General features: G+C 71.0%; 24 protein-coding genes. 21 read left to right on the top strand and 3 right to left on the bottom strand.

Annotated features, from left to right (window positions below; all coding sequences use genetic code 11):
* Window positions 1-35: 35 nt before the first annotated feature.
* Window positions 36-2,060 (bottom strand): Stk1 family PASTA domain-containing Ser/Thr kinase, encoded by a 2,025-nt coding sequence (pknB, locus tag Q7F20_RS10375; protein ID WP_305740013.1) that lies wholly within the window; start codon window positions 2,058-2,060, stop codon window positions 36-38.
* 136 nt (window positions 2,061-2,196) lie between these two features.
* Window positions 2,197-3,429 (bottom strand): LysM peptidoglycan-binding domain-containing protein, encoded by a 1,233-nt coding sequence (locus Q7F20_RS10380; protein ID WP_305740014.1) that lies wholly within the window; start codon window positions 3,427-3,429, stop codon window positions 2,197-2,199.
* 163 nt (window positions 3,430-3,592) lie between these two features.
* Between Q7F20_RS10380 and Q7F20_RS10385 the strand changes: the two genes are divergently transcribed.
* The gene (locus Q7F20_RS10385; protein ID WP_305740015.1) at window positions 3,593-3,958 is read left to right on the top strand and encodes an Rv2175c family DNA-binding protein; all 366 of its coding nucleotides are present in this window, start codon (window positions 3,593-3,595) and stop codon (window positions 3,956-3,958) included.
* A 102-nt stretch (window positions 3,959-4,060) separates the two neighbouring features.
* Here Q7F20_RS10385 and Q7F20_RS10390 read toward each other — a convergent pair whose 3' ends face one another.
* Window positions 4,061-5,179 carry a polyprenyl synthetase family protein gene (locus Q7F20_RS10390; RefSeq protein WP_305740016.1) on the bottom strand — a complete coding sequence of 373 codons (1,119 nt, stop codon included), beginning with the start codon at window positions 5,177-5,179 and terminating at the stop codon, window positions 4,061-4,063.
* A gap of 83 nt (window positions 5,180-5,262) precedes the next feature.
* Between Q7F20_RS10390 and Q7F20_RS10395 the strand changes: the two genes are divergently transcribed.
* The 20 genes from Q7F20_RS10395 (at window position 5,263) to Q7F20_RS10490 (ending at window position 26,619) form a co-directional block, all read left to right on the top strand.
* A complete protein-coding gene (locus Q7F20_RS10395) occupies window positions 5,263-5,658 on the top strand; it encodes a DUF3040 domain-containing protein (RefSeq protein WP_305740017.1) in 396 nt (131 codons plus the stop codon).
* A gap of 633 nt (window positions 5,659-6,291) precedes the next feature.
* A complete protein-coding gene (gene mraZ, locus Q7F20_RS10400; RefSeq protein ID WP_022906684.1) occupies window positions 6,292-6,723 on the top strand; it encodes a division/cell wall cluster transcriptional repressor MraZ in 432 nt (143 codons plus the stop codon).
* Window positions 6,724-6,830: 107 nt separating this feature from the next.
* Window positions 6,831-7,793 (top strand): 16S rRNA (cytosine(1402)-N(4))-methyltransferase RsmH, encoded by a 963-nt coding sequence (gene rsmH, locus Q7F20_RS10405; RefSeq protein ID WP_305740018.1) that lies wholly within the window; start codon window positions 6,831-6,833, stop codon window positions 7,791-7,793.
* A 1-nt stretch (window position 7,794) separates the two neighbouring features.
* On the top strand, window positions 7,795-8,454 hold the full coding sequence (locus Q7F20_RS10410; RefSeq protein ID WP_305740019.1) for a hypothetical protein: 660 nt from the start codon (window positions 7,795-7,797) through the stop codon (window positions 8,452-8,454).
* Window positions 8,455-8,511: 57 nt separating this feature from the next.
* The gene (locus tag Q7F20_RS10415) at window positions 8,512-10,281 is read left to right on the top strand and encodes a penicillin-binding protein 2 (RefSeq protein ID WP_305740020.1); all 1,770 of its coding nucleotides are present in this window, start codon (window positions 8,512-8,514) and stop codon (window positions 10,279-10,281) included.
* 14 nt (window positions 10,282-10,295) lie between these two features.
* Window positions 10,296-11,933: a Mur ligase family protein gene (locus tag Q7F20_RS10420; protein ID WP_305740021.1), complete on the top strand. Its 1,638-nt coding sequence runs from the start codon at window positions 10,296-10,298 to the stop codon at window positions 11,931-11,933.
* A complete protein-coding gene (gene murF / locus Q7F20_RS10425) occupies window positions 11,930-13,405 on the top strand; it encodes a UDP-N-acetylmuramoyl-tripeptide--D-alanyl-D-alanine ligase (RefSeq protein ID WP_305740022.1) in 1,476 nt (491 codons plus the stop codon). Before Q7F20_RS10420 ends, murF begins: the two co-directional genes overlap by 4 nt.
* Window positions 13,402-14,505, top strand: a complete 1,104-nt coding sequence (gene mraY / locus Q7F20_RS10430) for a phospho-N-acetylmuramoyl-pentapeptide-transferase (protein ID WP_305740023.1) — start codon at window positions 13,402-13,404, stop codon at window positions 14,503-14,505. Before murF ends, mraY begins: the two co-directional genes overlap by 4 nt.
* Window positions 14,498-16,024: a UDP-N-acetylmuramoyl-L-alanine--D-glutamate ligase gene (gene murD, locus Q7F20_RS10435; RefSeq protein ID WP_305740024.1), complete on the top strand. Its 1,527-nt coding sequence runs from the start codon at window positions 14,498-14,500 to the stop codon at window positions 16,022-16,024. Before mraY ends, murD begins: the two co-directional genes overlap by 8 nt.
* Complete coding sequence (gene ftsW / locus Q7F20_RS10440) at window positions 15,993-17,270, top strand: putative lipid II flippase FtsW (protein WP_305740025.1); 1,278 nt, start codon at window positions 15,993-15,995, stop codon at window positions 17,268-17,270. The genes murD and ftsW overlap by 32 nt, the downstream gene beginning before the upstream one ends.
* On the top strand, window positions 17,267-18,493 hold the full coding sequence (gene murG / locus Q7F20_RS10445; protein ID WP_305740026.1) for an undecaprenyldiphospho-muramoylpentapeptide beta-N-acetylglucosaminyltransferase: 1,227 nt from the start codon (window positions 17,267-17,269) through the stop codon (window positions 18,491-18,493). The genes ftsW and murG overlap by 4 nt, the downstream gene beginning before the upstream one ends.
* Window positions 18,490-19,911: a UDP-N-acetylmuramate--L-alanine ligase gene (gene murC, locus Q7F20_RS10450; RefSeq protein ID WP_305740027.1), complete on the top strand. Its 1,422-nt coding sequence runs from the start codon at window positions 18,490-18,492 to the stop codon at window positions 19,909-19,911. Before murG ends, murC begins: the two co-directional genes overlap by 4 nt.
* A complete protein-coding gene (locus tag Q7F20_RS10455; RefSeq protein WP_305740028.1) occupies window positions 19,908-21,125 on the top strand; it encodes an FtsQ-type POTRA domain-containing protein in 1,218 nt (405 codons plus the stop codon). Before murC ends, Q7F20_RS10455 begins: the two co-directional genes overlap by 4 nt.
* 150 nt (window positions 21,126-21,275) lie before the next feature.
* Window positions 21,276-22,445, top strand: coding sequence for a cell division protein FtsZ (gene ftsZ, locus Q7F20_RS10460; RefSeq protein WP_305740029.1), 1,170 nt, complete (start codon window positions 21,276-21,278; stop codon window positions 22,443-22,445).
* A gap of 6 nt (window positions 22,446-22,451) precedes the next feature.
* Window positions 22,452-23,177 (top strand): YggS family pyridoxal phosphate-dependent enzyme, encoded by a 726-nt coding sequence (locus tag Q7F20_RS10465; protein ID WP_305740030.1) that lies wholly within the window; start codon window positions 22,452-22,454, stop codon window positions 23,175-23,177.
* Window positions 23,178-23,221: 44 nt separating this feature from the next.
* Complete coding sequence (locus tag Q7F20_RS10470; RefSeq protein ID WP_305740031.1) at window positions 23,222-23,788, top strand: cell division protein SepF; 567 nt, start codon at window positions 23,222-23,224, stop codon at window positions 23,786-23,788.
* A 71-nt stretch (window positions 23,789-23,859) separates the two neighbouring features.
* Entirely contained in the window at window positions 23,860-24,162 is a 303-nt protein-coding gene (locus Q7F20_RS10475; protein WP_083295315.1) for a YggT family protein, read from the top strand.
* A 179-nt stretch (window positions 24,163-24,341) separates the two neighbouring features.
* Entirely contained in the window at window positions 24,342-25,034 is a 693-nt protein-coding gene (locus Q7F20_RS10480; protein ID WP_305740032.1) for a DivIVA domain-containing protein, read from the top strand.
* 2 nt (window positions 25,035-25,036) lie between these two features.
* Window positions 25,037-25,699: a signal peptidase II gene (lspA, locus tag Q7F20_RS10485; RefSeq protein ID WP_305740033.1), complete on the top strand. Its 663-nt coding sequence runs from the start codon at window positions 25,037-25,039 to the stop codon at window positions 25,697-25,699.
* Window positions 25,696-26,619 carry an RluA family pseudouridine synthase gene (locus Q7F20_RS10490; RefSeq protein ID WP_305740034.1) on the top strand — a complete coding sequence of 308 codons (924 nt, stop codon included), beginning with the start codon at window positions 25,696-25,698 and terminating at the stop codon, window positions 26,617-26,619. The genes lspA and Q7F20_RS10490 overlap by 4 nt, the downstream gene beginning before the upstream one ends.
* Window positions 26,620-26,764: the final 145 nt, after the last annotated feature.

Consider the following 26,764-nt stretch of genomic DNA (forward strand, 5'->3'; position numbering starts at 1 on the left):
GCGGCCCCCGCGCCTCCCGTCCGTCGTCGGCGCGCCTACTGCTTGTAGGCGAGCGTGATCGTGTCGCCGCGGTGCACCGTGGTGCCCGCCGCGGGATCGGTGGACTCGACGGGGAGCGAGGCCTTCCAGTCGTAGAAGCCGCACAGGATGTTCGTGCAGTCCGGCACCGACACCTTCAGCCCGAGCGCGTCGAGCGTCGAGACGGCGTCGTTGATCGTCTTCCCGTGGACGTCGGGCAGCGTGATCGGCGCCGGACCCTTGGAGACGACGACGTCGATCGCGGAGCCCCGAACCACGGGGTCGTCCTGTGCCGTCGCCGAGATGATCTGCCCCTCGGGCACCTCGTCGCTGAACTGGCCGTCCTGTGAACCGACCACGAGTCCGACGGTGTCGAGCGTCGCCGTGGCGTCGGCGACCGACTTGCCGACGACGTCCGGGACGGCACCGAGCGAGACGGTGAGGGTCACCGGGCCGCGTTCGCCGTACGACTCGACCTTCGAGAGGTCGATCGTCGCGCCGTCGGTCCCGAGCCCGGTCGCGGCGATGACGGTGTCCTTCGGCGCGTCGGCGGAGAACTGGTACTGGTCGTCCTGCAGCTCGAAGTCGTCGTCGAGCGCCGCGGTCACGGTGGAGAGGGGCTGCCCGACGATCGCGGGCAGGGCGATCATCTTCGGGCCGTTCGAGACGACGATCTGCACCGAGGTGCCCTTGCGGACCTCGCGCTCGGCCGCGGGCTTGGTCGTGGAGACCTGCCCCTTCGCCACGACGGCGTCGAACCGGGTCGCGGTCGCGGGCGCCGTGTGGAGGCCCTGGGCCTCGAGGAGCTGGCGTGCCTGTGAGACGGACTTGCCCGTGACCTCGGGGATTCGGACGTTGCCCCACGGCCCGGGACCGAACGCCCACCCGATGGACCCGGCGATGGCCAGGAGCACGAGGAAGACGACGAGGACGATCCAGCCGCGCTTCCGGCGCTTGGCGGACTTGTCGGCGAGTCGCTGTCCGGCGGGGGAGAGCGCCCCCGGTTGTGACCCGGTCCGACGGGGACCGGGAGCGTTCCGGCCACCGCGGCCGCCGGTCTGCTGGACCGACGGGCGCTGGGGCGGCTCGAGGATGGTGGTGGCGTCGCCCGAGTCCGCCGAGGTCGGCGTGGCGGAGCGGGCCGGGATGATCGCGGTCGCGTTCTCGGGGCGCAGCACGGCGGTGCGGTACTGCCCGGTCGCGCGCTGCTGGTCGCCCGACATGTGGTCGAGCATCTCGCGGGCGTCGCGCGGACGGTCGTCCGGGTTGCGTGCGGTGGACCAGGCGACGAGGTCGTCGAGGGCCGGTGGGACACCGGCGACGGCGGCGCTCGGTGCGGGGACCGAGTCGTTCGCGTGCTGGTAGGCGATCTGCATCGGCTGCTCGCCCTTGTACGGCTGCTCGCCGGTGAGCATCTCGTAGAGCATGATGCCGAGCGCGTAGATGTCGCTGCGGGAGTCGGCGGCGCCGCGGGTGACGAGCTCGGGCGAGAGGTACGCGATCGTCCCGAGCAGCGCCGCTCCGGTCGCGGTGTTCGCGGTGGTCGCGCGGGCGAGGCCGAAGTCACCGAGCTTGATCCGGCCGTCGTCGGCGAGCAGGACGTTCTCGGGCTTGAGGTCGCGGTGCACGATGCCGGCACGGTGGGCCGAGGCGAGTCCGGCGAGGACCGCCCGGAGGATGTCGGTCGCCTGCTCCGGCGTCAGCGCGTGGTGCTCCTGCAGGAGGTCCCGGAGCGTGATGCCCGGGATGTACTCCATGACGATGTACGCGGTGTCGTCCTCGGCGCCCTGGTCGTACACGCCGACGAGGTTCGGGTGGGAGAGTCGGGCGGCCGAGCGGGCCTCTTGGATGAAGCGCTCCCGGAAGGCCTGGTCGTCGGCCAGGTGTCCGTGCATGATCTTGATCGCGACGCGCCGCTCGAGCCGCACGTCGGTCGCCAGGTACACGGTCGCCATGCCCCCGCGCGCGATGCGGGAGCGTACGCGGTACCGGTGATCGATCATGCGACCGATCATCGGATCCGTGGCGGCGTTGGTGGTCATCGGCGGCATTCTACGAATCGGGACTGCACGGACCCGCACTGACGCTCCGGTCGTGACCGAATCTCGATCTTGCGGATGACTCGGTTCCACCGAACGGCCAGGCGCGCGGGTGCGTGCGACGATCCGGCGGCGAGGCTCAGAGCGATGCCAGCAGGCTGCGCGCCGTCTTCTCCCACTGCGCGTACGCCTTCGGGTACGCCGACACCTGCACGGCCTGGGCCGCGGTCGTGACGTTCATCGACGACCACCCGGCGATGTCGAGCAGCCCGCGCGTGTGTCCGGGGTTGCCGGTGAAGAACCGCTTCGCCGCCGTCGCCGGGTCCTGGAGGGCCGCAGCGGACCCCCAGCCCTGACTCGGCCGCTGCTGGAACAGCCCGACCGAGTCGCGGTCCCCGTGCGAGAGGTTGCGCAGGCTCGACTCCTGCATCGCGGCGGCGAGGGCGATCACGATCCCGTGGTCGGACACCCCGAGGGAACGCCCGACGGCCACGATGGTCGCCGCGTTGCCCCGCTGCTCGGCGGAGAGCGAGGGACCCGACGAGGGCAGGACGAGGGTCTTGCCCGCGTAGATCGTGCTCGTGTAGGTGAGCCCGTTCGCCGAGAGGAGCGCCGAGACCGTCACACCGTGCGCGGCCGCGATCGAGGCGATGGTGTCACCCGTCCCGATCGTCACGCTGCCGGCCCTCGCCGACGACGCGCTGCCGGAGGCGGATGTCGGAGCGGACGCGACAGCCGCGACCGGCGCCGCCGTCGCACCCGCGGTGGGCACCCGCAGCGTCTGCCCGGGGTAGATCACCGAGCGCTGGGAGAGCTTGTTCGCGCTGAGGAGGGCCGTGGTCGACACACCGACCCTCGAGGCGATGCCGGACACTGTGTCGCCCTGCTTGACGTGGTAGCTGCCCGTGGCCGAGGTCGTCGCCGACGCCGTGCGCACCGCGGGCGTCGAGGAGAGGTGCAGCGTCTGCCCGGGGTGGATGATCGTGTTCCAGCCGAGGCCGTTGCGCACGAGGACCTCCTGCGCGGACAGGCCGTACCGGGCGGCGATGCCCGACACGGTGTCTCCCTGGCGGACGGTGTAGCTCGTGGGCGCGGCCGTGGCGGGTGCCTTCGTGGAGACGGCGGCGACCGTGGTCGCCGTGGACTGCGCCGGTCGCGCGACCGCGGTCTCGAAGACCGGGCGATCGGTCACCGCGCGGTCCTCGTCGACGTGGCGCTTGTTGCGGTTGTCGTCGTCGTGGCGTGGTTCGGCGTGGGCGACCGGGCCGGTGAGGCCGGCGGTCACCGCGATCGTCCCCGCGAGGACGATGGGCACGGTCGCGAACCGGGCGGATCGTGCGCGCCGGGCGTCTTCGTCTGCAGCGTTGTCCACGGTGTCTCCTGTTCGAGCGGTGAGCCGTTGCACGTGCGTGCGCACTCACAGGTGTTCCCACGCTGGCATGGCGTGATTCCCAAGTCAACCAGAGAGTCGGATGTTGCGTGTGTGACGAACGTGACAGACGAGTCGGTGCTCCGGCCCGCCGCACTCTGGCAACATGGGGGCCGTGAGTGCTGCACCCATCGACGACACGACCCTCTCCGAGCGATGGCTGACCGTCCCCGACCTGGTGGACCTGCTCGGGGTCAGCCCCGGGCGCATCCACCGACTCTTCGAGCAGAAGACGCTGTTGGCCGCGCGGATCGACGGTGTGCTCCGCGTGCCGAGCGAGTTCCTCGAGGACACCGAGCCGCTGCCGGAACTCCGCGGGACGCTCATCGTCCTCTCCGACAACGGCTTCACCGACGACGAGGCCGTCCGCTGGATGCTCTCCGTCGACGACGCGATCGGCACCTCGCCCATCGCCGCGCTGCGTGCCGGCCGCAAGGCCGAGGTGCGTCGCATCGCCCAGTCGCTGCTCTAGCGGTTCCCGTCTCCGGTCCAGGAGGCGCGGTGCCGGCTGGCGCCGTGCCTCCTGACCTGCAGGCGGTGGCGTCCACCGCTCCGGCCCCGGAGGCGGGGGTGACTACGCGGAGCGGCGGCTGACCGTGTCGGCCAGCGCGACGAGCTGCTCACGCGCCGACGGCGTCAGCGGTGCCGCCTCGATCGCGGCCTTGGCGCGCTGCACGTGCCGGTCGATCGACCGCTCGACGGCGGCGACCGCACCGGACTCGGTGAGCGTCGCACGGAGCATCTGCACCTGCGCCGCGTCGAGGTCCGGGTCGCCCAGGAGCTCGTCGAGCAACTGGCGCGGACCACTCGGCAGTGCCTTGCGGGCCGAGGCGATGAGGACCGTGCGTTTGCCCTCGCGCAGGTCGTCGCCGGCGGGCTTGCCCGTGACCTCGGGGTCACCGAAGACGCCGAGCATGTCGTCGCGGAGCTGGTAGGCCACGCCGAGGGGGAGGCCGAACGCCCGGAGCCCCTCGAGCTGCGCGTCGGACGCCCCGGCCACGAGGGCGCCGATCACGAGCGGAGCCTCGACCGAGTACTTCGCCGACTTGAAGACGATCACGCGCTGTGCCCGGACGAGGTGCTCGTCCTCGTCGATGGTGGGCCATGCGGTCTCCTCGTGCACGTCGAGGTACTGCCCCGCCGTGACGTCGAGGCGCATGGTGTGGAACTCCTGGCGGACGATGCGGCCCCTGGCCGGGTCGAGCAGGGCGAGCCCCTCGTCGAAGACGGCGTCGCTGAGCGAGAGCAGGAGGTCGCCGAGCAGCAGGGCGGAGTTCGTGCCGTAGAGCGGGCGGTCGCCGACCCAGCCCGACTCCTCGTGGAGGGCCTCGAACCGACGGTGCGCCGCCGGACGCCCGCGACGGGTGTCCGAACGGTCCATGATGTCGTCGTGGACGAGCGCGGCGGCGTGGAAGATCTCGAGCGCGGCCGCGACCGTGACGATCGCCTCGGCAGTGGTCTGCCGGGAGCCCTCACCGAGCGGGTCGAACGAACCCGAACGACCCGCGACGGACTGCCATCCCCAGTAGCAGAACAGGGCCCGGAACCGCTTGCCGCCGGACAGGAGATCCCGCGCGTACTGGTCGAACGGAGCCAGGTCCGGACTGATCGCGGCGAGCCGTTCGCGTTGGTCGTCCAGCGCCCGGTCGATCCGCGCCGACACGAGGTCCACTAATCGCGTACTCTCAGCCACACTCCCTACCCTAGTGGAGCGGTCGGGTCGTACACTCGATCCACCTCAACCACGCGTCGATCCCAGGAACAGAGGGAACAAAGATGCCACTCTCGGAGCAAGAGCAGCGACTCCTCGAAGAGATGGAGCGCAGCCTCTACCAGAATGACTCCGACTTCGTCGCGCGTGTCACGCGTCGCCAGGGTCGCCCGACGTACACGTCGATCACGCTCGGGGTCCTCGGAGCACTCGCCGGCGTCGCCATCGTCATCGTCGGGTTGGTCATGCGCCAGCCGCTCATCGGGATCCTCGGCTTCGTCGTGATGCTGGCCGGGGTCCTCTTCGCGCTGCGTCCCGGCATGCGAGCCCCCAAGGCGAAGGCGCCTCGGGCCGGCAAGCCGTCGTCGGGCGGAGCCTCGCGGCCCAGCCAGGGTGGCGGCGGGTCCTTCATGGACCGCATGAACGACCGCTGGGACAAGCGGAACGACAACCAGGGCTAGCGGCCCTCCACACTCCTCCACGGGGTCGGTCCTTCGGGGCCGGCCCCGTTTCGTGTGTCCGGGGGTGGGCGGGCGCGCCGAGGTCCCGAAAAGTGCCGTGCCTCGGCGCTGGGAGCGGCAGTTCTTGCGACCTCGGCGTCGAACGCGCGGCGAGTCGTGCAACCTCGCCGGGGGCTTGCGGGGCGCGGTCGTCGCGCCGGGCGGGAGGCGCGGGTCGGCGCCGCACCGCGCCTCCCGTCCCGCAGGTGCGTGCTGAGCGGGCGCGACACGCTGCCGCCCCTTCACCGAGCGGGCGATGTACGTCACGCTCGTCGCCGCGCGGCGACCGGTTTCGCCCGCTCGGCGGGGCTGCCCGTGCGACCGAATCGCCGATTTCGCCCGCTCGGCGGGGCGCAGCGCGCGCCGGAGCTGTGGAAGTCCTCCACTTTCCTCCACGCGCTCCACATCCCTCCATTCGCGCGTCGATCCCCGTGGATCCGGGCATGTGTGCACGCGCGACCGCACCGCGAGCGGCTCGCTCGGCCCCAAAACAGGTCACGACGGCGGTTTCGCGAATGATTTCCGCGTCTCGGGGAGGGGAGTGGAGTAAAGTGGGGTACGCAACGGTCCGGTGGAGCGGAGGGGAGGCCCGACGTGCTGCTCGGTACCCACGCCCCGAAGCTCGACGAGAAGGGTCGCGTGATCCTCCCCGCCAAGTTCCGGGACGAACTGTCCGGGGGGCTCGTGATGACCCGCGGGCAGGAGCGCTGCGTCGTCGTCTTCAGTGCGGACACGTTCGAGCAACTGCACGAACGCATCCGCACCGCACCGATGACCTCGAAGCGCACCCGGGACTACATGCGCCTGTTCCTCTCCGGAGCGAGCGCGGAGCAGCCCGACAAGCAGAACCGCGTCACCATCCCGCAGAACCTCCGTGAGTACGCGGGGCTCGAGCGGGACCTGACGGTCATCGGCTCCGGTGACCGTGCCGAGATCTGGTCGACCCCCGCGTGGGAGGCCTACTACGCCGAAGTCGAAGAGGGCTTCGCCGACAACGACGAGGAGGTGATCCCGGGGATCTTCTGATCCGCGGATCGGGACTCCCAGCCGTGCACCCCTGACGTCACTTCCCCGACGTCAGGTCGCATGGATGGGGATCCGGACCCGCGGCCCGGAAGGACACAGGGGCCGAGATGGCAGGACTGGACGAACCGGAACGCTTCCCGCACACGCCGGTGATGCTCGAGCGCATCGTCGAGCTGTTCACGCCGACGCTCGAGGGGCCCGGCAAGGTCGTGGTCGACGCGACGCTCGGCATGGGCGGCCACTCCGAGGGGCTGCTCGAGCGCTTCCCGGAGCTGACGCTCATCGGGCTCGACCGCGACACCGACGCCCTCGGCATCGCGGGGGAGCGGCTCGCCCGCTTCGGTGACCGCGTCCGCCTGGTGCACACGGTCTACGACGGCATCGTCGAGGCGATCGAGGGCGAGGGCTTCGACGAGGTCGACGGCGTGCTGTTCGACCTCGGCGTCAGCTCCCTGCAGCTCGACCGGGCCGAGCGTGGCTTCGCGTACAGCCAGGACGCGCCGCTCGACATGCGCATGGACCGGACCGAGGGACAGACCGCCGCCGACGTCCTCGCGACCTACGACGAGGCCGAGCTGCGCCGGATCTTCCAGCGTTACGGCGAGGAGAAGCTCGCCGGACGCTACGCCCGGGCGATCGTCGAGCGACGCGCGACGAAGCCGTTCGCGATGTCGGGCGATCTCGTGCAGGTGCTCCACGACGCGACCCCGGTGGCGATCCAGCGCCAGGGGCACCCCGCGAAGCGCGTGTTCCAGGCGCTCCGCATCGAGGTGAACGCCGAGTTGAGCGTGCTCGAGCGGGCGATCCCGGCGGCACTCGAATCGATCGCCGTCGGCGGACGCATCGTCGTCGAGGCGTACCAGTCGCTCGAGGACCGCATCGTGAAGCGCGAACTCGCGAGCCGCACGAAGTCCAGCGCGCCCGCCGGCCTGCCGGTCGAGCTGCCCGAGCACCGGCCGACCTACCAACTGGTCGTCAAGGGCGCCGAACTGGCCGACGAGGCCGAGCGCGCCGCCAACCCACGAGCAACCCCCGTGCGCCTGCGCGCGGCCGAGCGGATCCGGAAGTGACATGAGCACGAACCTCGCACTCGTCGACCCCGCCGTCGTCCCGTCCCGTGCCCCGCGCCCCACGCGGCAGAGCCGGCCGGAGCTCGTCGAGGTCACCCCGACGAAGGCCCAGCGCCGGGCCCGCCCCCGCATCGCGTACGCGGTGGTGGCGGTGGCCGCCCTCGGGGTGCTGCTCCTCGCCCAGCTCGGCATCAGCATGGTGCTCAGCCAGGGCGCGTACACCCTGAACTCCCTCAGCGCGGAGCAGACGAACCTCTCCCGCACGCAGCAGTCGCTGTCCGAGGAACTCCGGGTGCTCGACTCGCCGCAGAACCTCGCCTGCAACGCGCAGGCGCTCGGCATGATCGCGAACTCGACGCCGGTGTACCTCGACCCGAAGACCGGCCGCGTGTACGGCACGCCCACCCCGGCGGTCGCGGACGAGGCCACCGCGGCGACGTCGAACCAGGTCCCGAACTCGCTCCTGGACGGTGTGCCCCTCGCAGCGAAGCAGGGCGACACCTCCACCAGCAAGGAGACCGGGTCGACGACCGGCACCGAGTCGAAGGACACGGCGGCCGACGCTGGGAAGACCACAGGCGCCAGCGCGTCGGCCGGGGCTTCCTCGACCACCGACGTAGAGTCCGACCCGAACCAGCTCCAGGCACCCACCACCCGGTGACCTGCGGGCCGGGGGCCCTGCCGCACGACCGCTCCACCCCGGGAAGGACCGCACCGCGTGACGAAGACGATCCGCAGCCGACGACTCCGCTACAGCGTCGTGATGATCGCCGTGATCGCCCTCGTGGCGGTGTTCGTGGTCCGTCTCGTCGACATCCAGGTGGTCCAGGCCGCCGCGCTCAACGAGCTGTCGAAGGAGAAGCGGAGCATCCCGGTCACGATCTACGGCACCCGCGGGTCGATCGTCGACCGCAACGGGACCGAGCTCGCCGACAGCGTCACGCGGTACAACATCACGACCGCGCCGCGCCTGGTGAAGCAGTTCGAGGGCAAGCTCGGCGGTACCCGGGTGAAGGACGTCACCGTCGACCAGGCGCTGGCCGCACTCGCGAAGGCGTCGGGCGGTGACGTCGCGACGATGCGGAAGAACATCGCGGCCGATCCCCGCTCCGACTTCGCCTACCTGGTCAAGGGCCTCGACGTGAAGCACTACGAGGCGGTGACGGCGCTCGACATCCCCTGGATCTACAAGGAGCAGCAGGCGTCACGGGTGTACCCGACCGGTGCCACGGCCGGCAACATCACGGGCTTCATGGGGACCGACGGTGCACAGGCCGGCCTCGAGTACGCCTACGACAAGTGCCTGGCGGGGTCGAACGGCTCCGAGACCTACGAGCGCGGGTCCGACGGGGTCCAGCTGCCCGGCAGCACCGTGACCACGAAGGAGGCCAAGGACGGCGGGACGGTCGAGACCACCATCGACAGCGACCTGCAGTACATGGCGGAGCAGACCATCGCGTCCGCGGCGAAGTCCCTGCAGGCCGAGTCGGCGACCGCGACCGTCACGAGCGTGAAGACCGGCGAGCTCCTGGCCGTCGCGGACTACCCGACGGTCGACCCGAACAACGTGGACGGGACGACCGACAAGGGCGCGTTCGGTTCGCGAGCACTCACGGCCACCTACGAGCCCGGGTCGACCATCAAGGCCGCCATCGCCGCGGCCCTGATCGACCAGGGCAAGTCGAGCCCGACCGACAAGGCCGTCGTGCCGTACACGCGCTCCTTCCCGTGGGGCGGGTCGATCCACGACTCCGAGTTCCACGACACCGAGAACCTCACGCTCACGGGCATCCTGCAGAACTCCTCGAACGTCGGCATCACCGAGCTCGGGGAGCGGCTGACCGCCCAGCAGCGGTACGACTACATGCAGAAGTTCGGGCTGTTCGAGCCGGAGTCGGCCATCGAGTACCCCGGTCAGCCGTCGATGGACTACGGCACGAGCCCGAAGTGGGACGAGCAGACGAACATCAACTCGATGTTCGGCCAGGGCATCTCGACGACCGCGATCCAGGTCGCGAGCATCTTCCAGACCCTCGCGAACGACGGTGTCCGGATCCCGCTGCACCTCGTCAAGGGCTGCCAGACGGCGGACGGCAAGACGATCGACGCGCCCGACGTGCAGCCGACGCGCGTCGTGTCCGCGAGCGCGGCGACGCAGGTCACGGACATGCTGCAGAGCGTGGTCACCGGCGGCACCCTGGTGGGGATGAAGCCGATCTCCGGCTACAACATCGCCGCCAAGACGGGTACCGCCGAGGTCGCCGAGGGGTCGAAGGGCTACGGCGGGCAGCGCATCACCTCGGTGGCCGGAATGGCACCCGCCGAGGACCCCCAGTATGTTGTCACGGTGACGTTCACGAAGCCGCAGGCCAACAAGTGGTCCAGCGGAGCGGCTCCGGCGTTCCGAACTCTCATGTCCCAGGTGCTCGAGAAGTACCGAGTAGCCCCCTCCACGACGCCGGCGAAGACCTACCCGACCACGTGGTGAGGAAGAAGGAGCACTTGTCCGCACGGATCCCCCCGGTCCTCCGACCCGAACACCCGACCCCGAGGGCCGTGGCCGAACTCGCGAACGCGTTCGGTCTGCGAGTCGTCGGCTCGGTCGACGCCGTCGAGACGACCGGCGTCACGCTGAGTGCCGCCGAGGTCCAGCCGGGTGACGTCTTCGTCGGCGTGCACGGCGCGAACCGGCACGGCGCGGAGTTCTCCGCAGAGGCCGCCGAGCGCGGTGCGGTCGCGGTCCTGACCGACGACGCCGGCGTGGAGCACGCCGAGGCGGCCGGTCTGCCGGTCCTCGTCGTCGACGACCCCCGCGCGGCGCTCGGCGACGTGTCCGCCTGGGTCTACCGCACCCACCCGGACGAGGCCACCGACCTGCCCCAGCTCTTCGCCGTCACCGGCACGAACGGCAAGACGAGCACGTCCTACATCCTCGAGGGAATCCTCAAGCAGCTCGGGCTCGTCACGGGCCTGAGCTCGACGGCCGAGCGGCACATCGGCACCCTCAGCGTCACGAGCCGCCTGACCACGCCCGAGGCGAGCGAGATGCACGCCCTGCTCGCACGGATGCGCGAGAGCGAGGTGCGCGCGGTCGCCGTCGAGGTGAGCGCCCAGGCGCTCAGCCGACACCGCGTGGACGGCATCGTCTTCGACGTCGCGGCCTTCACCAACCTGTCGCACGACCACCTCGACGACTACGCCGACATGGAGGAGTACTACCAGGCGAAGCTCCCGCTGTTCCAGCCCGAGCACGCCCGTCGCGGCGTCGTCTCGCTGGACACGGACTGGGGCCACCGCGTGGTGCAGGACTCCCGCATCCCGGTCACGACCATCACCGTCCACCCCGACGTCGAGGCCGAGTGGCACGTGGACATCGTCGAGGCACACGCCGCCTACACCGAGTTCCGCCTGACCGGTCCCGAGGGCCGCGAGCTCACCACCCGTGTGCCGCTCATCGGTTGGCACATGGCCGCGAACGCCGCGCTGGCGATCGTCATGCTCGTCGAGGGCGGTTTCGAGCTCGGCGCGATCGCCCAGGCGCTCGAGACGAACCACCGGCGGTACCCCGACGAGGACGAACGCGAAGAACGCGGACAGGGCACGAGCGCCATCGAGTGCTACCTGCCCGGTCGCACCGAGCGTGTCTCGGGCAACCGTGGCCCGAGCGTCTACGTCGACTTCGGTCACAGTGCCGACGCCTTCGAGAACACCCTCGCGGCCGTCCGGCAGTTCACCCCCGGCAAGGTCCTCATGCTCTTCGGTGCGGACGGCGACCGCGACAAGACGAAGCGCGGGGACATGGCCCGCGTGGCCGCCGCGGGCTCCGACATCCTCGTCATCACCGACCACCACCCGCGCTTCGAGGACGCCGCGTCGATCCGGAAGACCCTCGTCGACGCCGCGCGCGAAGCGTTCCCCGAGCACGAGCTCCACGAGGTCAGCCCGCCAGAGGCAGCGATCCGCACCGCGGTGAGCCTGGTCGGCGAGGGCGACTCGATCCTCTGGGCCGGCCCGGGACACCAGGACTACCGCGACATCCAGGGCGTCCGCACGCCGTACTCGGCTCGTGACGAAGCCCGCCAGGCCCTCCGTGAGGCCGGCTGGGAACCGAACTCCGGCCCCGCCGAGGACCTCCGATGATCTCCATGACCCTCGCCGAGATCGCCCGCGCGGTCGACGGCGAGCTGATCCCGGGTGCCCAGGCGACCGACGTGGCCGACCAGGGCGACCTCGTCGTGGACGGCTCCGTCGAGACCGACTCGCGCCTGGTCCGTCCGGGCAGCGTGTTCTTCGCGCTCCCCGGTGAGGTCACGGACGGCCGCCGCTTCGTCCCGGCCGCGACCGAGGCCGGTGCCGCGCTGGTCGTCACGCCCGAGCGCGTAGACACCACCGCGCCGCAGATCGTCGTCGCGGACGGGTACGACGCCCTCGCCGCGCTCGCGCACGAGGTCGTCACGCGGGTCCGGATGTCGAGCGCCGACCGTGTCGACGCCGACGGCCGTCCTGCACCGCTGCGTGTCGTCGGGATCACCGGTTCGAACGGCAAGACGAGCACGAAGAACATGCTCCGCACGATCCTCGAGCAGCACGGTGAGACCGTCGCGCCGCAGGGGTCGTTCAACAACCACGTCGGCGCGCCGATCTCGATGCTCCGCATCACCGAGGACACCCGGTACCTGGTCGTCGAGATGGGCGCGAGCGGCATCGGCCACATCGCGAAGCTCGTCTCGATCGCCGAACCGGACGTCGGCGTCGTCCTCAAGGTGGGCCTCGCGCACGCCGGTGAGTTCGGCGGCATCGAGTTCACGCAGCGCGCGAAGTCCGAGATGGTCACCGACCTGCCCGCGACCGCCACCGCGCTCCTCAACGTCGACGACGACCGCGTCGCGGCCATGCGCGACCTGACGGCCGCCCACGTCGTCGGCTTCGGCACGTCCGCGGGGGCCGACTACCGCATCAGCGGCATCGAGACGGACCGCAACGGCACCCGCTTCACGCTCGCCGCGCCTCCAGGACGCACTGGAGGCGCGGATCGCGTCGACGTGCAGCTCGCGATCCTGGGTGAGCACCACGCGATGAACGCGTCCGCCGCGCTCACGGTCGCCCACCTGTGGGGCGTCCCCCTGGCCGCGGGCGCCGCGGCGCTCGCGTCGATGACGCGCGCCGAGCGCTGGCGGATGGAGCTCCTGACCGGCGGGCCCGACGGCGTCACCGTGATCAACGACGCGTACAACGCATCGCCCGACTCGACCGCCGCTGCGCTCCGGACCCTGGCGCAGATCGTGCGCCCGGGGGAGCGGACCGTCGCCGTCCTCGGCGAGATGGCCGAGCTCGGCGAGTTCTCGACGGAGGAGCACGACCGCATCGGGCGGCTCGTCGTCCGTCTCGGCATCGGACAGCTCGTGGTCGTCGGCCGCGGCGCGCTGCCCATCCACCAGGCCGCCACCCTCGAGGGATCGTGGGACGGCGAGTCCGTGTTCATCGAGGACGTCGACGACGCCGTCCACTCACTGCAGGACATGCTCCGCCCCGGCGACGTGGTCCTCGTCAAGTCCTCGAAGTCCGCCGAACTGCGATTCCTCGGCGACCGCCTCGGAGGTGTCACCGAATGATCGCCCTCCTGATCGCCGGCGCCGTGTCGCTGGTGTTCACACTGCTGCTCACCCCGCTGTTCATCAAGCTGTTCCACCGCCTCGGCTGGGGTCAGTTCATCCGCGACGACGGCCCGCAGTCGCACCACACCAAGCGCGGCACGGCCACGATGGGCGGCATCGTCCTCATCATCGGCGCGGTGCTGGGCTACTTCGTCGGCCACCTGGTCGGCCGTGACTCGGTCACGCTGTCCGGTCTGCTCGTGCTGTTCCTGATGGTCGGCCTCGGGTTCGTCGGGTTCATCGACGACTTCCTCAAGGTCCGTCGTCAGCGGAGCCTCGGGCTCGGCGGCTGGGCGAAGGTCCTCGGCCAGGTCATCGTCGGCGTGATCTTCGCGACCGTGGCGCTCGTCGTCCCGTCCGGCAACGGCAAGCCCCCGGCGTCGACCATGGTGTCGGCCATCCGGGACATCCCGTGGCTGGACTTCATGGCGCTCGGCACCGTGATCGGCACCGTCCTGTTCCTGGCGTGGATCGTCCTGCTGACGGTCTCGACGTCGAACGGCGTGAACGTGGCGGACGGGCTCGACGGCCTCGCGACCGGGTCGAGCATCCTGGCCATCGGCTCGTACGTGATCATCGGCTTCTGGCAGTCGAACCAGATCTGCGGTGGTGCCCGTCTCGACGCCAGCACCGCGCACGCCTGCTACACCGTGACCAACCCGCTCGACCTCGCGGTCGTCGCGGCGGCGGTCTGCGGCGGTCTGATCGGCTTCCTCTGGTACAACACGTCGCCCGCGCAGATCTTCCTCGGCGACACGGGGTCCCTCGGCCTCGGCGGCGCGCTGGCCGGGCTCGCCATCCTCAGCCGCACCGAGCTCCTGCTCGTCCTCATCGGCGGCCTGTTCTTCATCGTCACCGGCTCGGTCATCCTGCAGCGGGCGTACTTCAAGATCACCCACGGCAAGCGGATCTTCCGGATGAGTCCGCTGCACCACCACTTCGAGTTGAAGGGGTGGGCCGAGGTGACCGTCGTCGTCCGGTTCTGGATCATCGCGGGACTCTGCGTCGCCGCCGGTGTCGGACTCTTCTACCTGGAATGGATCGCCCGAGTTGGTTGACGCTCGCCTGGAAGGCCTCGACAGCTGGTACGCCGAGGGCTGGAAGGGGCTGAACGTCGCCGTCCTCGGTCTCGGTGCGACCGGGTTCTCGGTGGCGGACACCCTCGTCGAGCTCGGCAGCGCGGTGACGGTGTACTCGACCGACGCCCCGTCGGACAGCGTCGAGCTGCTCGACGTCATCGGCGCACGGTTCGTGCAGGCCCCGCTCGACTCGGTGCCCGCCGCCCTCGAGACGCAGGCTCCGGACGTCGTCGTCGTGTCACCGGGCCTGCCGCCGCACAACGCGACCGTGCGGTGGGCCGTGGCGAACAGCGTCGTCTGGGGTGACATCGAGCTCGCCTGGCGCGTCCGCGACAAGGTCGTGCGGGGGCCGATCGCCGCGCCCTGGGTGACCATCACCGGCACCAACGGCAAGACCACCACGACGCAGCTCACGACGGCGATGTTCGAGGCCGGCGGACTGCGAGCGGTGGCCTGCGGCAACATCGGCGTGCCCGTCCTCGACGTCGTGCGCGACCCGGACGGCTACGACGTCCTCGTCGTCGAGCTCTCCAGCCACCAGCTGCACTACATGCCGACGACCGGGGACGGCGCCGTCGTGCCGCTGGCGAGCGCGTGCCTGAACATCGCCGACGACCACCTCGAGTGGCACGGCTCCGCCGAGGCCTACCGCGCCGCGAAGGCGAAGGTGTACGAGCGCACGGTGCTCGCCTGCGTGTACAACACCACGGACGACGTCACCCGCCGCATGGTCGAGGACGCCGACGTGGTCGAGGGGTGCCGCGCCGTGGGGTTCGGACCGGGCATCCCCGCTCCGGGTGACGTCGGCGTCGTCGAGGACGTCCTCTGCGACCGCGCCTTCACCGACGACCGACGGAACAGCGCGCTCGAGCTCGCGACCGTCGCCGACCTCGAGGCCGCCGGGCTCGCCAGCCCGCACATGACGATGAACGTGCTCGCCGCCGCCGCGCTGGCACGCGCGGCCGCTGTCGAGCCGAGCGCCATCCGTTCGGCGGTGCAGGGGTTCCGCGCCGACCACCACCGCACCGAGCTGGTGGCCACCGCCGAGGGCGTCACCTGGGTGGACGACTCGAAGGCGACGAACCCGCACGCGGCGACGGCGTCGCTGGCCGCGTTCGACAAGGTGGTCTGGATCGTCGGGGGACTGTTCAAGGGCGTCGACATCGACGGACTCGTCGAGCGCTTCGGGCCCGACGTCCGCGGCGTCGTGGTGATCGGGACCGATCGCGGCCCCGTCCTCGAGGCATTCGCGCGACACGCGCCCGGGGTCCCGGTGCTGCAGGTCGAGGCAACGGACACTGATCTGGTCATGCCCGAGGCGGTCCGGCATGCCGCATCGGTCGCGAGGCCGGGCGACACGGTCCTCCTCGCCCCGGCCGCGGCGTCGTTCGACCAGTTCGGCTCCTACGCGGACCGGGGCCGTCGATTCGCGGCGGCGGTCCACGAGCACCTGGGAGGAAGCCCCGATGGCGACGACGGATCTCCCGAACAGCCGTAGCGGCGGGGCGGCCCCCAGCCGACCGCACGCACCGGCCCGTCGCCACAACGGCGCGGTCGTGGCCGTCAAGAACGTCTTCGTCGCCGAGTCGAGCACCTTCTACACGATCCTGGGCGTCACGCTCTTCCTCGTCGTCTTCGGCGTCGTCATGGTGCTCTCCTCGTCCAGCGTGGAGCAGTACGCCGCGACGCACGACTTCTTCGGCGCGGCCTCGCGTCAGGGCCTCTACGCCGTGCTCGGCGTGCCGCTCATGCTGATCGCCTCGCGTCTGCCCGCCCGGTTCTGGCGCAAGTGGGCGATGTGGATCGTCGGTGTCGGTCTCGTCGTGCAGGCCCTCGTCGTCCTGACCCCGCTCGGCTACTCGATCCAGGGCAACCGGAACTGGATCCGTGTCGGCTCGTTCACCGCGCAGCCGTCCGAGATCCTCAAGCTCGCACTCGTGCTCGGCATCGGCGCGATCATGTACGTCAAGCGCGAGAAGCTCGACGACTGGAAAGAGGTCTTCGTCCCGATCGGCATCGCGTCGCTCGGGTCGATCGGGCTGGTCCTCGTCGGTGGCGACCAGGGCACCGCGATGATCATGCTCATCCTGGTGTTCGGCGCGCTCTACGTCGGCGGTGCCCGGGCGAAGCACCTGCTCGTCGGGGTCGTCGCACTCGCCGTGCTGCTGCCCTTCGTCACGATGGCGTCGAGCTCCCGGCAGTCCCGCATCAGCGCCTGGCTCTCCGGCTGCTCGGACACGAGCCAGTACCAGGACCTCTGCTGGCAGCCGGTGCACGGCATGTGGGCGCTTGCTTCCGGCGGGGTGTTCGGCGTGGGCCTCGGCAACTCCAAGGCCAAGTGGTCCTGGCTCCCGGAGGCCGACAACGACTACATCTTCGCGATCATCGGCGAGGAGCTCGGGCTCGTCGGCGCCGTCGTCGTGCTCGCGCTCTTCGTCGTGCTCGCCATCTCGATGATCAAGGTGATCCGCCAGTCGAACGACCCGTTCGTGAAGACGGTCACCGGCGGCGTCCTCGCCTGGATCATCGGCCAGGCACTCGTCAACATCGCCGTGGTCCTCGGGCTCCTGCCCGTCCTCGGCGTCCCCCTCCCACTCATCTCGGCCGGCGGTTCCGCGCTCATCATGACCCTCGCCGCCATCGGCGTCGTGCTGTCGTTCGCGCGCGACCTGCCCGGCCGGAACGGACCGACCCTGCCCACCGGCGCGGTCGGCCGCAGCACCACGAACGGAACACTCCGGTGACCACGTACCTCTTCGCCGGCGGCGGCACCGCCGGTCACGTCAACCCGCTGCTCGCGGTCGCCGACCGGTTGACCGAACGGGAGCCCCGAGCAGAGGTGCTCGTGCTGGGCACCGCCGAGGGCCTCGAGTCCCGGCTGGTCCCGATGCGGGGCTACGAGCTGCTGACCATCCCGCGCCTGCCGTTCCCGCGCAAGCCGAACGCCGCGGCCCTCCGGTTCCCCGGTGGGTTCCTCGGTGCGGTGCGTCGCGTCGAGCAGATCATCCGCGACCGCGGGGTCGACGTCGTCCTCGGTGTCGGGGGCTACGCGGCGGCCCCCGCCTACATCGCCGCGCGCCGCACCGGCACCCCGATCGTCGTGCACGAGCAGAACGCGAAGCCCGGCCTGGCGAACCGACTGGCGGCGTTCCTCACCGACCACGTCGGCGTCACGTTCTCGAACACCCGGCTCCGCCACGGTCGGGTCGTCGGCATGCCGCTGCGCCGGGAGGTCGAGTCGCTCGACCGTCGTGCGAGCCGGCCTGCGGGCCTCGCCGAGTTCGGTCTCGACCCTGCCCGGCCGGTGCTGCTCGTGACGGGCGGCTCCTCCGGCGCGCGGAGCATCAACCGTACGGTCAACCGGAGTGCCGCGACCATCGTCGGCGCCGGCTGGCAGGTGCTGCACGTCGTCGGCGGGAAGTCCGACATCGGTCCGAGCGACCTCGACGGCTACCACGTGCTGCCCTACTGCGACCGGATGGACCTGGCGTACGCCGCAAGCGACTTCGTGGTCTCGCGCGCCGGCGCCGGCATGGTCTGCGAGCTGACCGCCGTGGGGCTGCCGAGCGTCCTCGTGCCGTACCCTGTCGGCAACGGCGAGCAGCGGCACAACGCGAAGGACGTCGTCGACGCCGGGGGAGCGGTCCTCGTGGCCGACGCGGAATTCGACGAGGACTGGGTGACGTTCCAGCTCCTGAACCTGCTGCAGGACCGGGCACGCATCGCCGACATGACCGTGCGCGCGGGCAGCGTCGGGCACCGCGACGGGGCCGACCGGATGACCGACCTCGTCCTCGACGCGGCGCGGCACCCGGCGAAGGGCCCGGCCGAGCCAGGCACCAGCCCGGCGACGCCCGACACGAGCCCGACGGACCCCGGCACCAGCCCGGCCGAGCCAGGCACCAGCCCGGCCGAGCCAGGCACCAGCCCGACGGACCCCGGCACCAGCACCACGGAGGAACGATGACCATCAAGCCGGACCTGACCCAGCCGATCCCCGACGACCTCGGCACGGTCCACTTCGTCGGCATCGGCGGCTCCGGCATGAGCGGCATCGCCCGGCTCTTCCTCGCCGCCGGCCACCGGGTGACCGGCAGCGACTCCCGTGAGACCGCGACCACCGCCACCATGCGCGACCTCGGCGCCGAGGTGCACATCGGGCACAACGCCGCGAACGTCGGCGACGCGGACACCATCGTCGTGACGAGCGCGCTCTGGCCGGACAACCCGGAACTCCTCGAGGCCCAGCGCCGCGGCCTGCCGGTCCTGCACCGGTCGCAGGCCCTCGCGGCCCTCATCGCCGAGCACCGGCTCGTCGCGGTGGCCGGTGCGCACGGCAAGACCACCTCGACCGGCATGATCGTCACCGCGCTCGTCGAGCTCGGGCTGGACCCGAGCTTCGTCAACGGCGGGGTCATCCAGTCCCTCGGGACGAGCTCGGCGTCCGGGTCGAGCGACCTGTTCGTCGTCGAGGCCGACGAGTCCGACGGGTCGTTCCTGCTCTACGACGTCGCGGTCGCACTCATCACGAACGTCGACGCCGACCACCTCGACCACTACGGCAGCGAGGAGGCCTTCACCGAGGCCTTCGTCGAGTTCGCCGCGAAGGCGAGCGAGCGCGTCGTCATCTCCAGCGACGACGCCGGCGCGAAGGCGGTCACGGCCGGGATCCGCGCCCGCGAGGACGCCCCCGAGATCGTCACCTTCGGCGAGGCCGCGGACGCCGACGTCCGGATCGAGGGCATCACCGAGTCCGCCGGGGTCGAGGTCGACTTCCGCGCCGCGGGCGAGGCGCACCACCTCACGCTCCGCGTCCCCGGTCGCCACAACGCGATCAACGCCGTGGGCGCCTTCGCGGTCCTCACCGGTCTCGGCGTCTCCGCCGAGGACGCGATCCGTGGCATCGAGGCGTTCGGTGGGACTCAGCGTCGCTTCGAGCTGCACGGTGTCGAGCGCGGGGTCTCGGTCTACGACGACTACGCACACCACCCGACCGAGGTGGCTGCGGCGCTCAAGGCCGCACGGAACGTGGTGGGCGACGGCCGGATCATCGCGATCCACCAGCCGCACCTGTACTCGCGGACGCGCCTGATGGCCGGCGACTTCGCGAAGGTCTACGAGGAGCTCGCCGACCACACCGTCGTCCTCGACGTCTACGGCGCCCGGGAGGACCCGGAGCCCGGTGTCACCGGCGCCCTCGTGCAGGAGCGTTTCGTGGACCAGTCGCGCGTCGAGTTCCTGCCGGACTGGGACGAGGCCTCGGCGCGCGCGGCAGCGGTCGCGCGCGACGGCGACATCATCATGACCCTCAGCTGCGGCGACGTGTACCGCATCATCCCGCAGGTGCTCAGCGCCCTCCACGGTGACGGGGCGCTGTCCCGGTGAAGCGTCCGGAGGGGTTCGACGAGCGTCCGGCGCGGCCGGACGCAGCTGCCGACGGCGCGAGCGCGCCGCGGCAGCGTCGTACCCCGCTGATGCCGCGGCGTCCGTCCCGCGAGCCGGAGCCGGAGGCCCAGGAGGCGCGGCTCGACCCCGCCACCGACGAACCGGTGGGCGAAGCGGTCACCGCCACTGCCGACGACGCGTCGACGACGTCGGCCCGCGACCGCGCCGGCGCACTCGCCGGGGCGGCGGGACGTCGTCTCGGCGCCGGCCTGTCGTCCGTCGCCGGACGGCTGCGGGAGTACACGCCCGACGAGGACCACCACGATCCGGAGGCCGAGCGTCGCGACGCCGAGCGGTTCGCCCGACTCACCGACCTGCACGACGCGGACGGACACGGCTCCGAGCGCCCGATCGGTGCCGGTGTCCGTGCGGCCGAGACCGCGCGCGAGGCCCGGGTCGCCAAGCGTCGGCGTCGTCTGCTGGAGCGTGCGGAGGTCCGTCGATTCACGCGTCGCAGCCGCCACCGTCGCGCCGCGTGGATCACCGCCGCGAGCATCTTCCTGGTGTTCGGGGTCTCGATCCTCGTCGCCGTGTTCTCGCCGCTGATGGCGCTGCAGACCATCGAGATCAAGGGCACCAACCGCGTCGACGAGACCCAGCTCCGGCAGGCGCTCTCCGACCAGATCGGCACCCCGCTCGCGCGGCTCGACTTCGGCGCCATCAAGAAGGACATCGCCGGCTTCCCGCTCATCGAGAGCTACGTCACCGAAGAGGCCCCGCCGCACACCCTGGTGGTGACGGTGACCGAGCGCACCCCGGTCGTCGCGGTGCAGTCGGGGAAGTCCTTCGACCTCGTCGACCCGGCCGGGATCGTCGTCCAGTCCTCGCCGAAGCAGCCGACGAACATGCCCGTCGCGGACATCGGCCACGCGAAGCTCGGCTCGTCGGAGTTCCGCACGATGACCGAGGTCGTGCTCGCGCTCCCGTCGACCGTGCGGCAGCAGGTGACGAGCGTGAAGGGCTCGACGGCCGACGACGTCACGCTGACCCTCAAGGACGGCTCGACCGTCGTCTGGGGGAACCCCGAGCAGTCCGACGCGAAGGCGGCACTCCTCGCCGCCCTCGTGAAGGACCACGCGGCCAGGAACCCCGGCGTCGTCGTCGAGTACGACGTCAGCGCGCCGGACAACGGCGTCATCCGCGCGAAGAAGTAGCGGAAGTCGACGCGGAATCGCACGACACGCGGCGTGGCGGGGCGACAGCGCCCGGAGCGCACCCGTAGCGTCGGAGCCAGCACCACATCTACCAGCAATGCCCCTGAACTTCAAGTAGAGGTTGAGGGTTCGACCGGAGGCCTGACTGACGTGACCACGAACCACAACTACCTCGCCGTCATCAAGGTCGTCGGCGTCGGCGGCGGCGGCGTGAACGCCGTCAACCGGATGATCGAGCTCGGCCTCCGCGGGGTGGAGTTCATCGCGATCAACACCGACGCACAGGCGCTGCTCCTGAGCGACGCCGACGTCAAGCTCGACGTGGGCCGCGAGATCACCCGCGGTCTCGGTGCCGGCGCAGACCCCGAGGTCGGCCGTCGCGCCGCCGAGGACCACGCCGAGGAGATCGAAGAGGCCCTCGCCGGTGCCGACATGGTGTTCGTCACCGCCGGTGAGGGCGGTGGGACCGGGACGGGTGGTGCGCCCGTGGTCGCCCGCATCGCGAAGTCGATCGGCGCGCTCACCATCGGTGTCGTCACGAAGCCGTTCAGCTTCGAGGGCAAGCGTCGGCAGTCGCAGGCCGAGAACGGTGTCGCCGGTCTCAAGGACGAGGTCGACACGCTCATCGTCGTGCCGAACGACCGTCTGCTCGAGATCAGCGACCGCGGCATCTCGATGGTCGAGGCGTTCGCCACGGCCGACCAGGTGCTCCTCGCCGGTGTCCAGGGCATCACCGACCTCATCACGACCCCGGGCCTCATCAACCTCGACTTCGCCGACGTGAAGTCGGTCATGCAGGGTGCCGGATCGGCGCTCATGGGCATCGGGTCCTCGCGGGGAGCAGACCGGGCGATCAAGGCGGCCGAGCTGGCCGTCGCGAGCCCGCTGCTCGAGGCCTCGATCGACGGGGCGCACGGCGTCCTGCTCTCGATCCAGGGTGGCTCGAACCTCGGCATCTTCGAGATCAACGACGCCGCCCGTCTCGTCCAAGAGGCAGTCCACCCCGAGGCGAACATCATCTTCGGTGCGGTCATCGACGACACGCTCGGCGACGAGGTCCGCGTGACCGTCATCGCCGCGGGCTTCGACGGTGGCGAGCCCACCTCGCAGCAGAAGGAGCGACGCTCCAGCTGGGTCGACCCCGAGGCCGGCGCGACCGTCCCGGTGGCGTCCGCAGGTGCGACCGGCGCGATCGAGGACTCGTCCTCGTCGACCCCGTCGTGGGCGTCGCAGGAGCACGAGGCGCCCGCGCAGCGCGCGGCCGACCCGGCGTTCGACGACGATGACGACGAGCTCGACGTCCCCGACTTCCTGAAGTAACGAGCGTTGTCAGACGACCCGCGCCTCCCGTCCTCCTCGTCACCAGACGACGGACTGGAGGCGCGTCTCGCGTCCGTCAGGAGCGGCATCGCCGACGCGGCGCGGGCCGCAGGGCGCACGGCCGACGAGCTCACGCTCGTCGTCGTCACGAAGTTCCATCCGGCGTCGCTCGTCCGCGAGCTCGCCGCGCTCGGCGTGACGGACGTGGGGGAGAACCGGCACCAGGAGGCGCAGGCGAAGGCCGCCGAGCTCGCCGAGCTGCCCCTGACCTGGCACTTCGTCGGGCAGCTGCAGTCGAAGAAGGCCCGGCAGGTGCGGCGGTACGCGCACGTCGTGCAGTCCCTCGACCGCGAGTCCGTGGTGGACGCGTTCGCACCGACCGACGCCGAACCCGAGCCGACGGTGATCGACGGCTTCGTGCAGGTCAACCTGACGGAGGACCCGGACCGCGGTGGTGTCCGACCCGACGCCGTCGAGGCCATGGTCGAGCGGGTGCTCGCGACCGGCACGATCCGACTCCGTGGCGTGATGGCCGTCGCACCCCTCGACGAGGAGCCGCGTCGCGCGTTCGCCCGGCTCCGGGGGATCTCCGACCGGGTGGTGTCGCTCGAGGCGACCGCGACGGACATCTCGGCCGGGATGAGCGGCGACTACGCCGACGCCGTGCTCGAGGGCGCGACACACCTGCGGATCGGGACCGCAATCACGGGAAATCGTCCGGTCGCGCCCTAGCCTCGTTGCAAGGGCATCCACGAGCACCGACCTCCGGAGGAACCATGGCCAACCCGCTGAAGAAGACGATGGTCTACCTGGGCCTCGCCGACGAGGAACTCGAGTACGAGGACGAGCAGCCGCAGCAGCAGCCCGCGCGACAGCAGGCCGCCTCGGCTCCCGCCCCCGCGCCCGCTCCGGTCGCCTCCGAGACCCCCGCGCCCGCCGCGGCACCGGTGGCGCCCGTCGCCGCCGAGCCCAAGGCGCACACCCACCAGCGCGGCGCCCAGGTCACCCCGCTCCGCCGCTCGCACACGTCCGCACAGAAGGCAGCACCGGTCAAGGAAATGAACGAGATCCTCACCGTCCACCCCCGCGAGTACAAGGACGCCCAGTCCATCGCCGAGAGCTTCCGCGACGGCATCCCCGTCATCATCAACCTCTCGCAGATGACCGAGGCCGACGCCCGCCGCATGATCGACTTCGCGTCCGGGCTGTCGCTCGGCCTTTACGGCAAGATCGAGCGCGTCACGAACAAGGTGTTCCTGCTGTCGCCGGCGCACGTCGCAGTGAGCGGTGAGGCGCCTGAGGTAGAGTCCGACATCGAGGCGTCCTTCTTCGCCCAGTCCTGAGTCCCTCAGGCCCACCCGCCCCGTGCGGCTCGTCGCACGACGGTCCGCACCCGAGCTGAGCGAGCCCCATCGTGACCGCGATCCTCACGATCCTGTACTACCTCCTCCTGCTGTACATCCTCGTGCTGTGGGGGCGGTTCGTCCTCGACATCGTCCAGCAGTTCAACCGGTCATGGCGGCCGCGCGGAGCACTCCTCGTCGTCGCCGACGTGGTCTACACCGTGACGGACCCGCCGATCCGGGCGGTCCGCCGGGTCCTCCCGCCGATGCGCATGGGGCCCGTGGCCCTCGACTTCGGTTGGACGATCGTGCTCCTGCTGGCGATCATCATCCGGTTCGTGATCGCCCTGCTCATCCCCGTGTTCGCCAACTAGCAAGGACACGACACGCGCCACGCCCAGGGCGCGGTCACGGTTCGCGGCCGCCATCGGTGTACGGTGGTCGGGACCCGATGCTCGCCCCGGCGTGGCATCCGCACCGTTCGGCGCGACTGGTACATTCGGTCGCACCGAGACGGTTCCACACGTTCAGCAGTTCTATTGAGGTGACGGCAATGGCTTTGACGCCGGAAGACGTAGTCAACAAGCGGTTCCAGCCGACGAAGTTCCGCGAGGGCTACGACCAGGACGAGGTCGACGACTTCCTCGACGAGGTCGTCGTCGAGCTCCGTCGCCTGACGGCCGAGAACGACGAGCTCCGTCAGCGCCTGCAGGCGGCCGAGTCCGCGCCGAAGCCGGCCACGGACGAGCAGGCCGAGCAGCAGCCCGCGCCGACCCCCGAGCCCGAGCCGGCCCCCGTCGCCGCCGCTCCGGAGCCCGCGCCGGTCGCCGCCGCTGCCCCCGCAGCCGCAACGGTCTCGCCGGACGAGGACACCGAGGGCACCACGAACCTCCTGACGCTCGCACGTCGTCTCCACGAGGAGCACGTCCGCGAAGGCGTCGAGAAGCGCGACGCCCTCATCGCCGAGGGCACCGCGCAGGCAGCCCGCCTCGTCTCCGAGGCCGAGGCCAAGCAGCGCCAGATCATCGCGGACACCGAGAACACGAACCGTCAGCGTGTCGCGGTGCTCGAGCAGGAGCAGCGCCAGCTCGAGGGCAAGATCGACGAGCTCCGCACGTTCGAGCGCGACTACCGTGCCCAGCTCAAGAGCTACATTCAGGGTCAGCTCAACGAGCTCGACGGCTCGGGCACCGAGCAGTCCGGGCTCACCCCGGCGCCGGCTTCGGCGCAGGGCTTCGGCAACTGACGTTGTCGCGACCAGCATCACGAGCGAAGGTCAGTGTCCGCGCGATCGCGGCACTGGCCTTCGCCGCTGTCGTCGTGGTGGCGCTCGACCAGGGCGTGAAGGCGCTCGTCGTCGCCAACCTGCCGTACGGCACCGTCGTCCCCGTCCTCGGGAACGCCCTGCAGCTGCTCTACGTGCGGAACCCCGGCGCCGCGTTCTCGTTCGCGGTGAACATGACGTGGGTGTTCTCGATCGTCTCGACGGCCGTGGTCGTCGCGATCATCGTGTTCGCCCGGCGGATCCGGTCGATGTGGTGGGCGCTCGTGCTCGGCATGCTCCTCGGCGGGGCGCTCGGCAACCTGCTCGACCGGCTGTTCCGTGAGCCCGGCTTCGGCCGCGGCCACGTGGTGGACTTCATCTCGACGCCGTGGATGATGCCGGCGATCTACAACATCGCCGACTCGTTCATCTGCATCAGCATGGTGATCTTCGTCCTGCTGGTGATCCTCGGGGTGAACCTCGACGGCACCCGCGCGCTCTCCGCGAAGCAGCAGCGGCGCGCCGACGGGTCCGCCGCGTCGACCGCCGCCTCCGATGCGGACGTGAGTCGCGCCTCCAGGCCGCTCGTCGACGACCCGCGCGCGCCGCGTGACGGGCGGGACTCCCTCGGGCACGACGCGACGTGAGCGAGAGTCGTTCGCTGCCCGTCCCGGACGGGCTCGCCGGTGAGCGTGTCGACGCCGCCATCGCGAAGCTCCTCGGGTTCAGCCGGTCGTTCGCGGCCGAGGTCGTCGCTGCCGGTGGTGTGACGGTCGACGGCGTGACGGTGGACAAGTCCGACCGGCTGCACGCCGACTCGTGGCTCCAGGTCGAGTGGACGCCGAAGGAAGCGCCCCGGATCGTCCCGGTCGAGGTGCCCGGCATGACGATCGTGCACGACGACGATGACATCGTCGTCGTCGACAAGCCGGTCGGCGTCGCCGCGCACCCCTCGCCCGGGTGGGACGGACCGACCGTCCCCGGCGGGCTCGCCGCCGCGGGCTTCACGATCGCGACCTCCGGCGCTGCCGAACGCGCGGGCATCGTGCACCGGCTCGACGTCGGCACGTCCGGGCTCATGGTCGTCGCCAAGACCGAGCTCGCCTACACGCACCTGAAGCGGGCGTTCAAGGAGCGCACGGTCGACAAGGTCTACCACGCCCTCGCGCAGGGGCACCCCGACCCGACGTCCGGCACGATCGACGCGCCGATCGGCCGACACCCCTCGAGCGACTGGAAGTTCGCGGTCACGGCCGACGGCAAGCCGAGCGTGACGCACTACGAGACCCTCGAGGCCTTCCGCTCGGCGACCCTGCTCGAGGTGCACCTCGAGACCGGGCGCACCCACCAGATCCGGGTGCACATGGCGGCAACCCGGCACCCGCTCGTGGGCGACACGATGTACGGGGCGGACCCGGTGCTGGCAGAGGAGCTCGGGCTCACCCGGCAGTGGCTCGACGCCGTCCGGCTCGGGTTCGAGCACCCGCGCACGGGTTCGTGGGTGTCGTACTCGGCGGAGTACCCGGACGACCTGCAGCGCGCGCTCGACCGCATCCGCGCGGCGTAGCGCGTTCCGCGCGGGGCCGGGGCCGCGAGCGGGCGCTTTCCGTCCCGCTCGGCGCGCTGGCGGACGAGCGCGGCGTGCCGAGGTCGCACGAGGTGTCGCTTGTCCTGGCGGCGAGCGGCGCTTCGCGCGACCTGGGCGCCGCGCG

Origin of the sequence: Curtobacterium sp. A7_M15 (assembly GCF_030705415.1) — a bacterium.
Taxonomy (GTDB): Bacteria; Actinomycetota; Actinomycetes; order Actinomycetales; family Microbacteriaceae; genus Curtobacterium.

What these genes read in the sequence shown, in the direction of transcription:
- Q7F20_RS10470 (WP_305740031.1), top strand. Translation starts at nt 23,222, where the DNA reads ATGGCCAACCCGCTGAAGAAGACGATGGTCTACCTGGGCCTCGCCGAC.
- Q7F20_RS10385 (WP_305740015.1), top strand. Translation starts at nt 3,593, where the DNA reads ATGGGGGCCGTGAGTGCTGCACCCATCGACGACACGACCCTCTCCGAG.
- ftsW (WP_305740025.1), top strand. Translation starts at nt 15,993, where the DNA reads ATGGCGACGACGGATCTCCCGAACAGCCGTAGCGGCGGGGCGGCCCCC.
- Q7F20_RS10410 (WP_305740019.1), top strand. Translation starts at nt 7,795, where the DNA reads ATGAGCACGAACCTCGCACTCGTCGACCCCGCCGTCGTCCCGTCCCGT.
- murC (WP_305740027.1), top strand. Translation starts at nt 18,490, where the DNA reads ATGACCATCAAGCCGGACCTGACCCAGCCGATCCCCGACGACCTCGGC.
- Q7F20_RS10480 (WP_305740032.1), top strand. Translation starts at nt 24,342, where the DNA reads ATGGCTTTGACGCCGGAAGACGTAGTCAACAAGCGGTTCCAGCCGACG.
- mraY (WP_305740023.1), top strand. Translation starts at nt 13,402, where the DNA reads ATGATCGCCCTCCTGATCGCCGGCGCCGTGTCGCTGGTGTTCACACTG.
- murF (WP_305740022.1), top strand. Translation starts at nt 11,930, where the DNA reads ATGATCTCCATGACCCTCGCCGAGATCGCCCGCGCGGTCGACGGCGAG.
- rsmH (WP_305740018.1), top strand. Translation starts at nt 6,831, where the DNA reads ATGGCAGGACTGGACGAACCGGAACGCTTCCCGCACACGCCGGTGATG.
- pknB (WP_305740013.1), bottom strand. Translation starts at nt 2,060, where the DNA reads ATGACCACCAACGCCGCCACGGATCCGATGATCGGTCGCATGATCGAT.
- Q7F20_RS10395 (WP_305740017.1), top strand. Translation starts at nt 5,263, where the DNA reads ATGCCACTCTCGGAGCAAGAGCAGCGACTCCTCGAAGAGATGGAGCGC.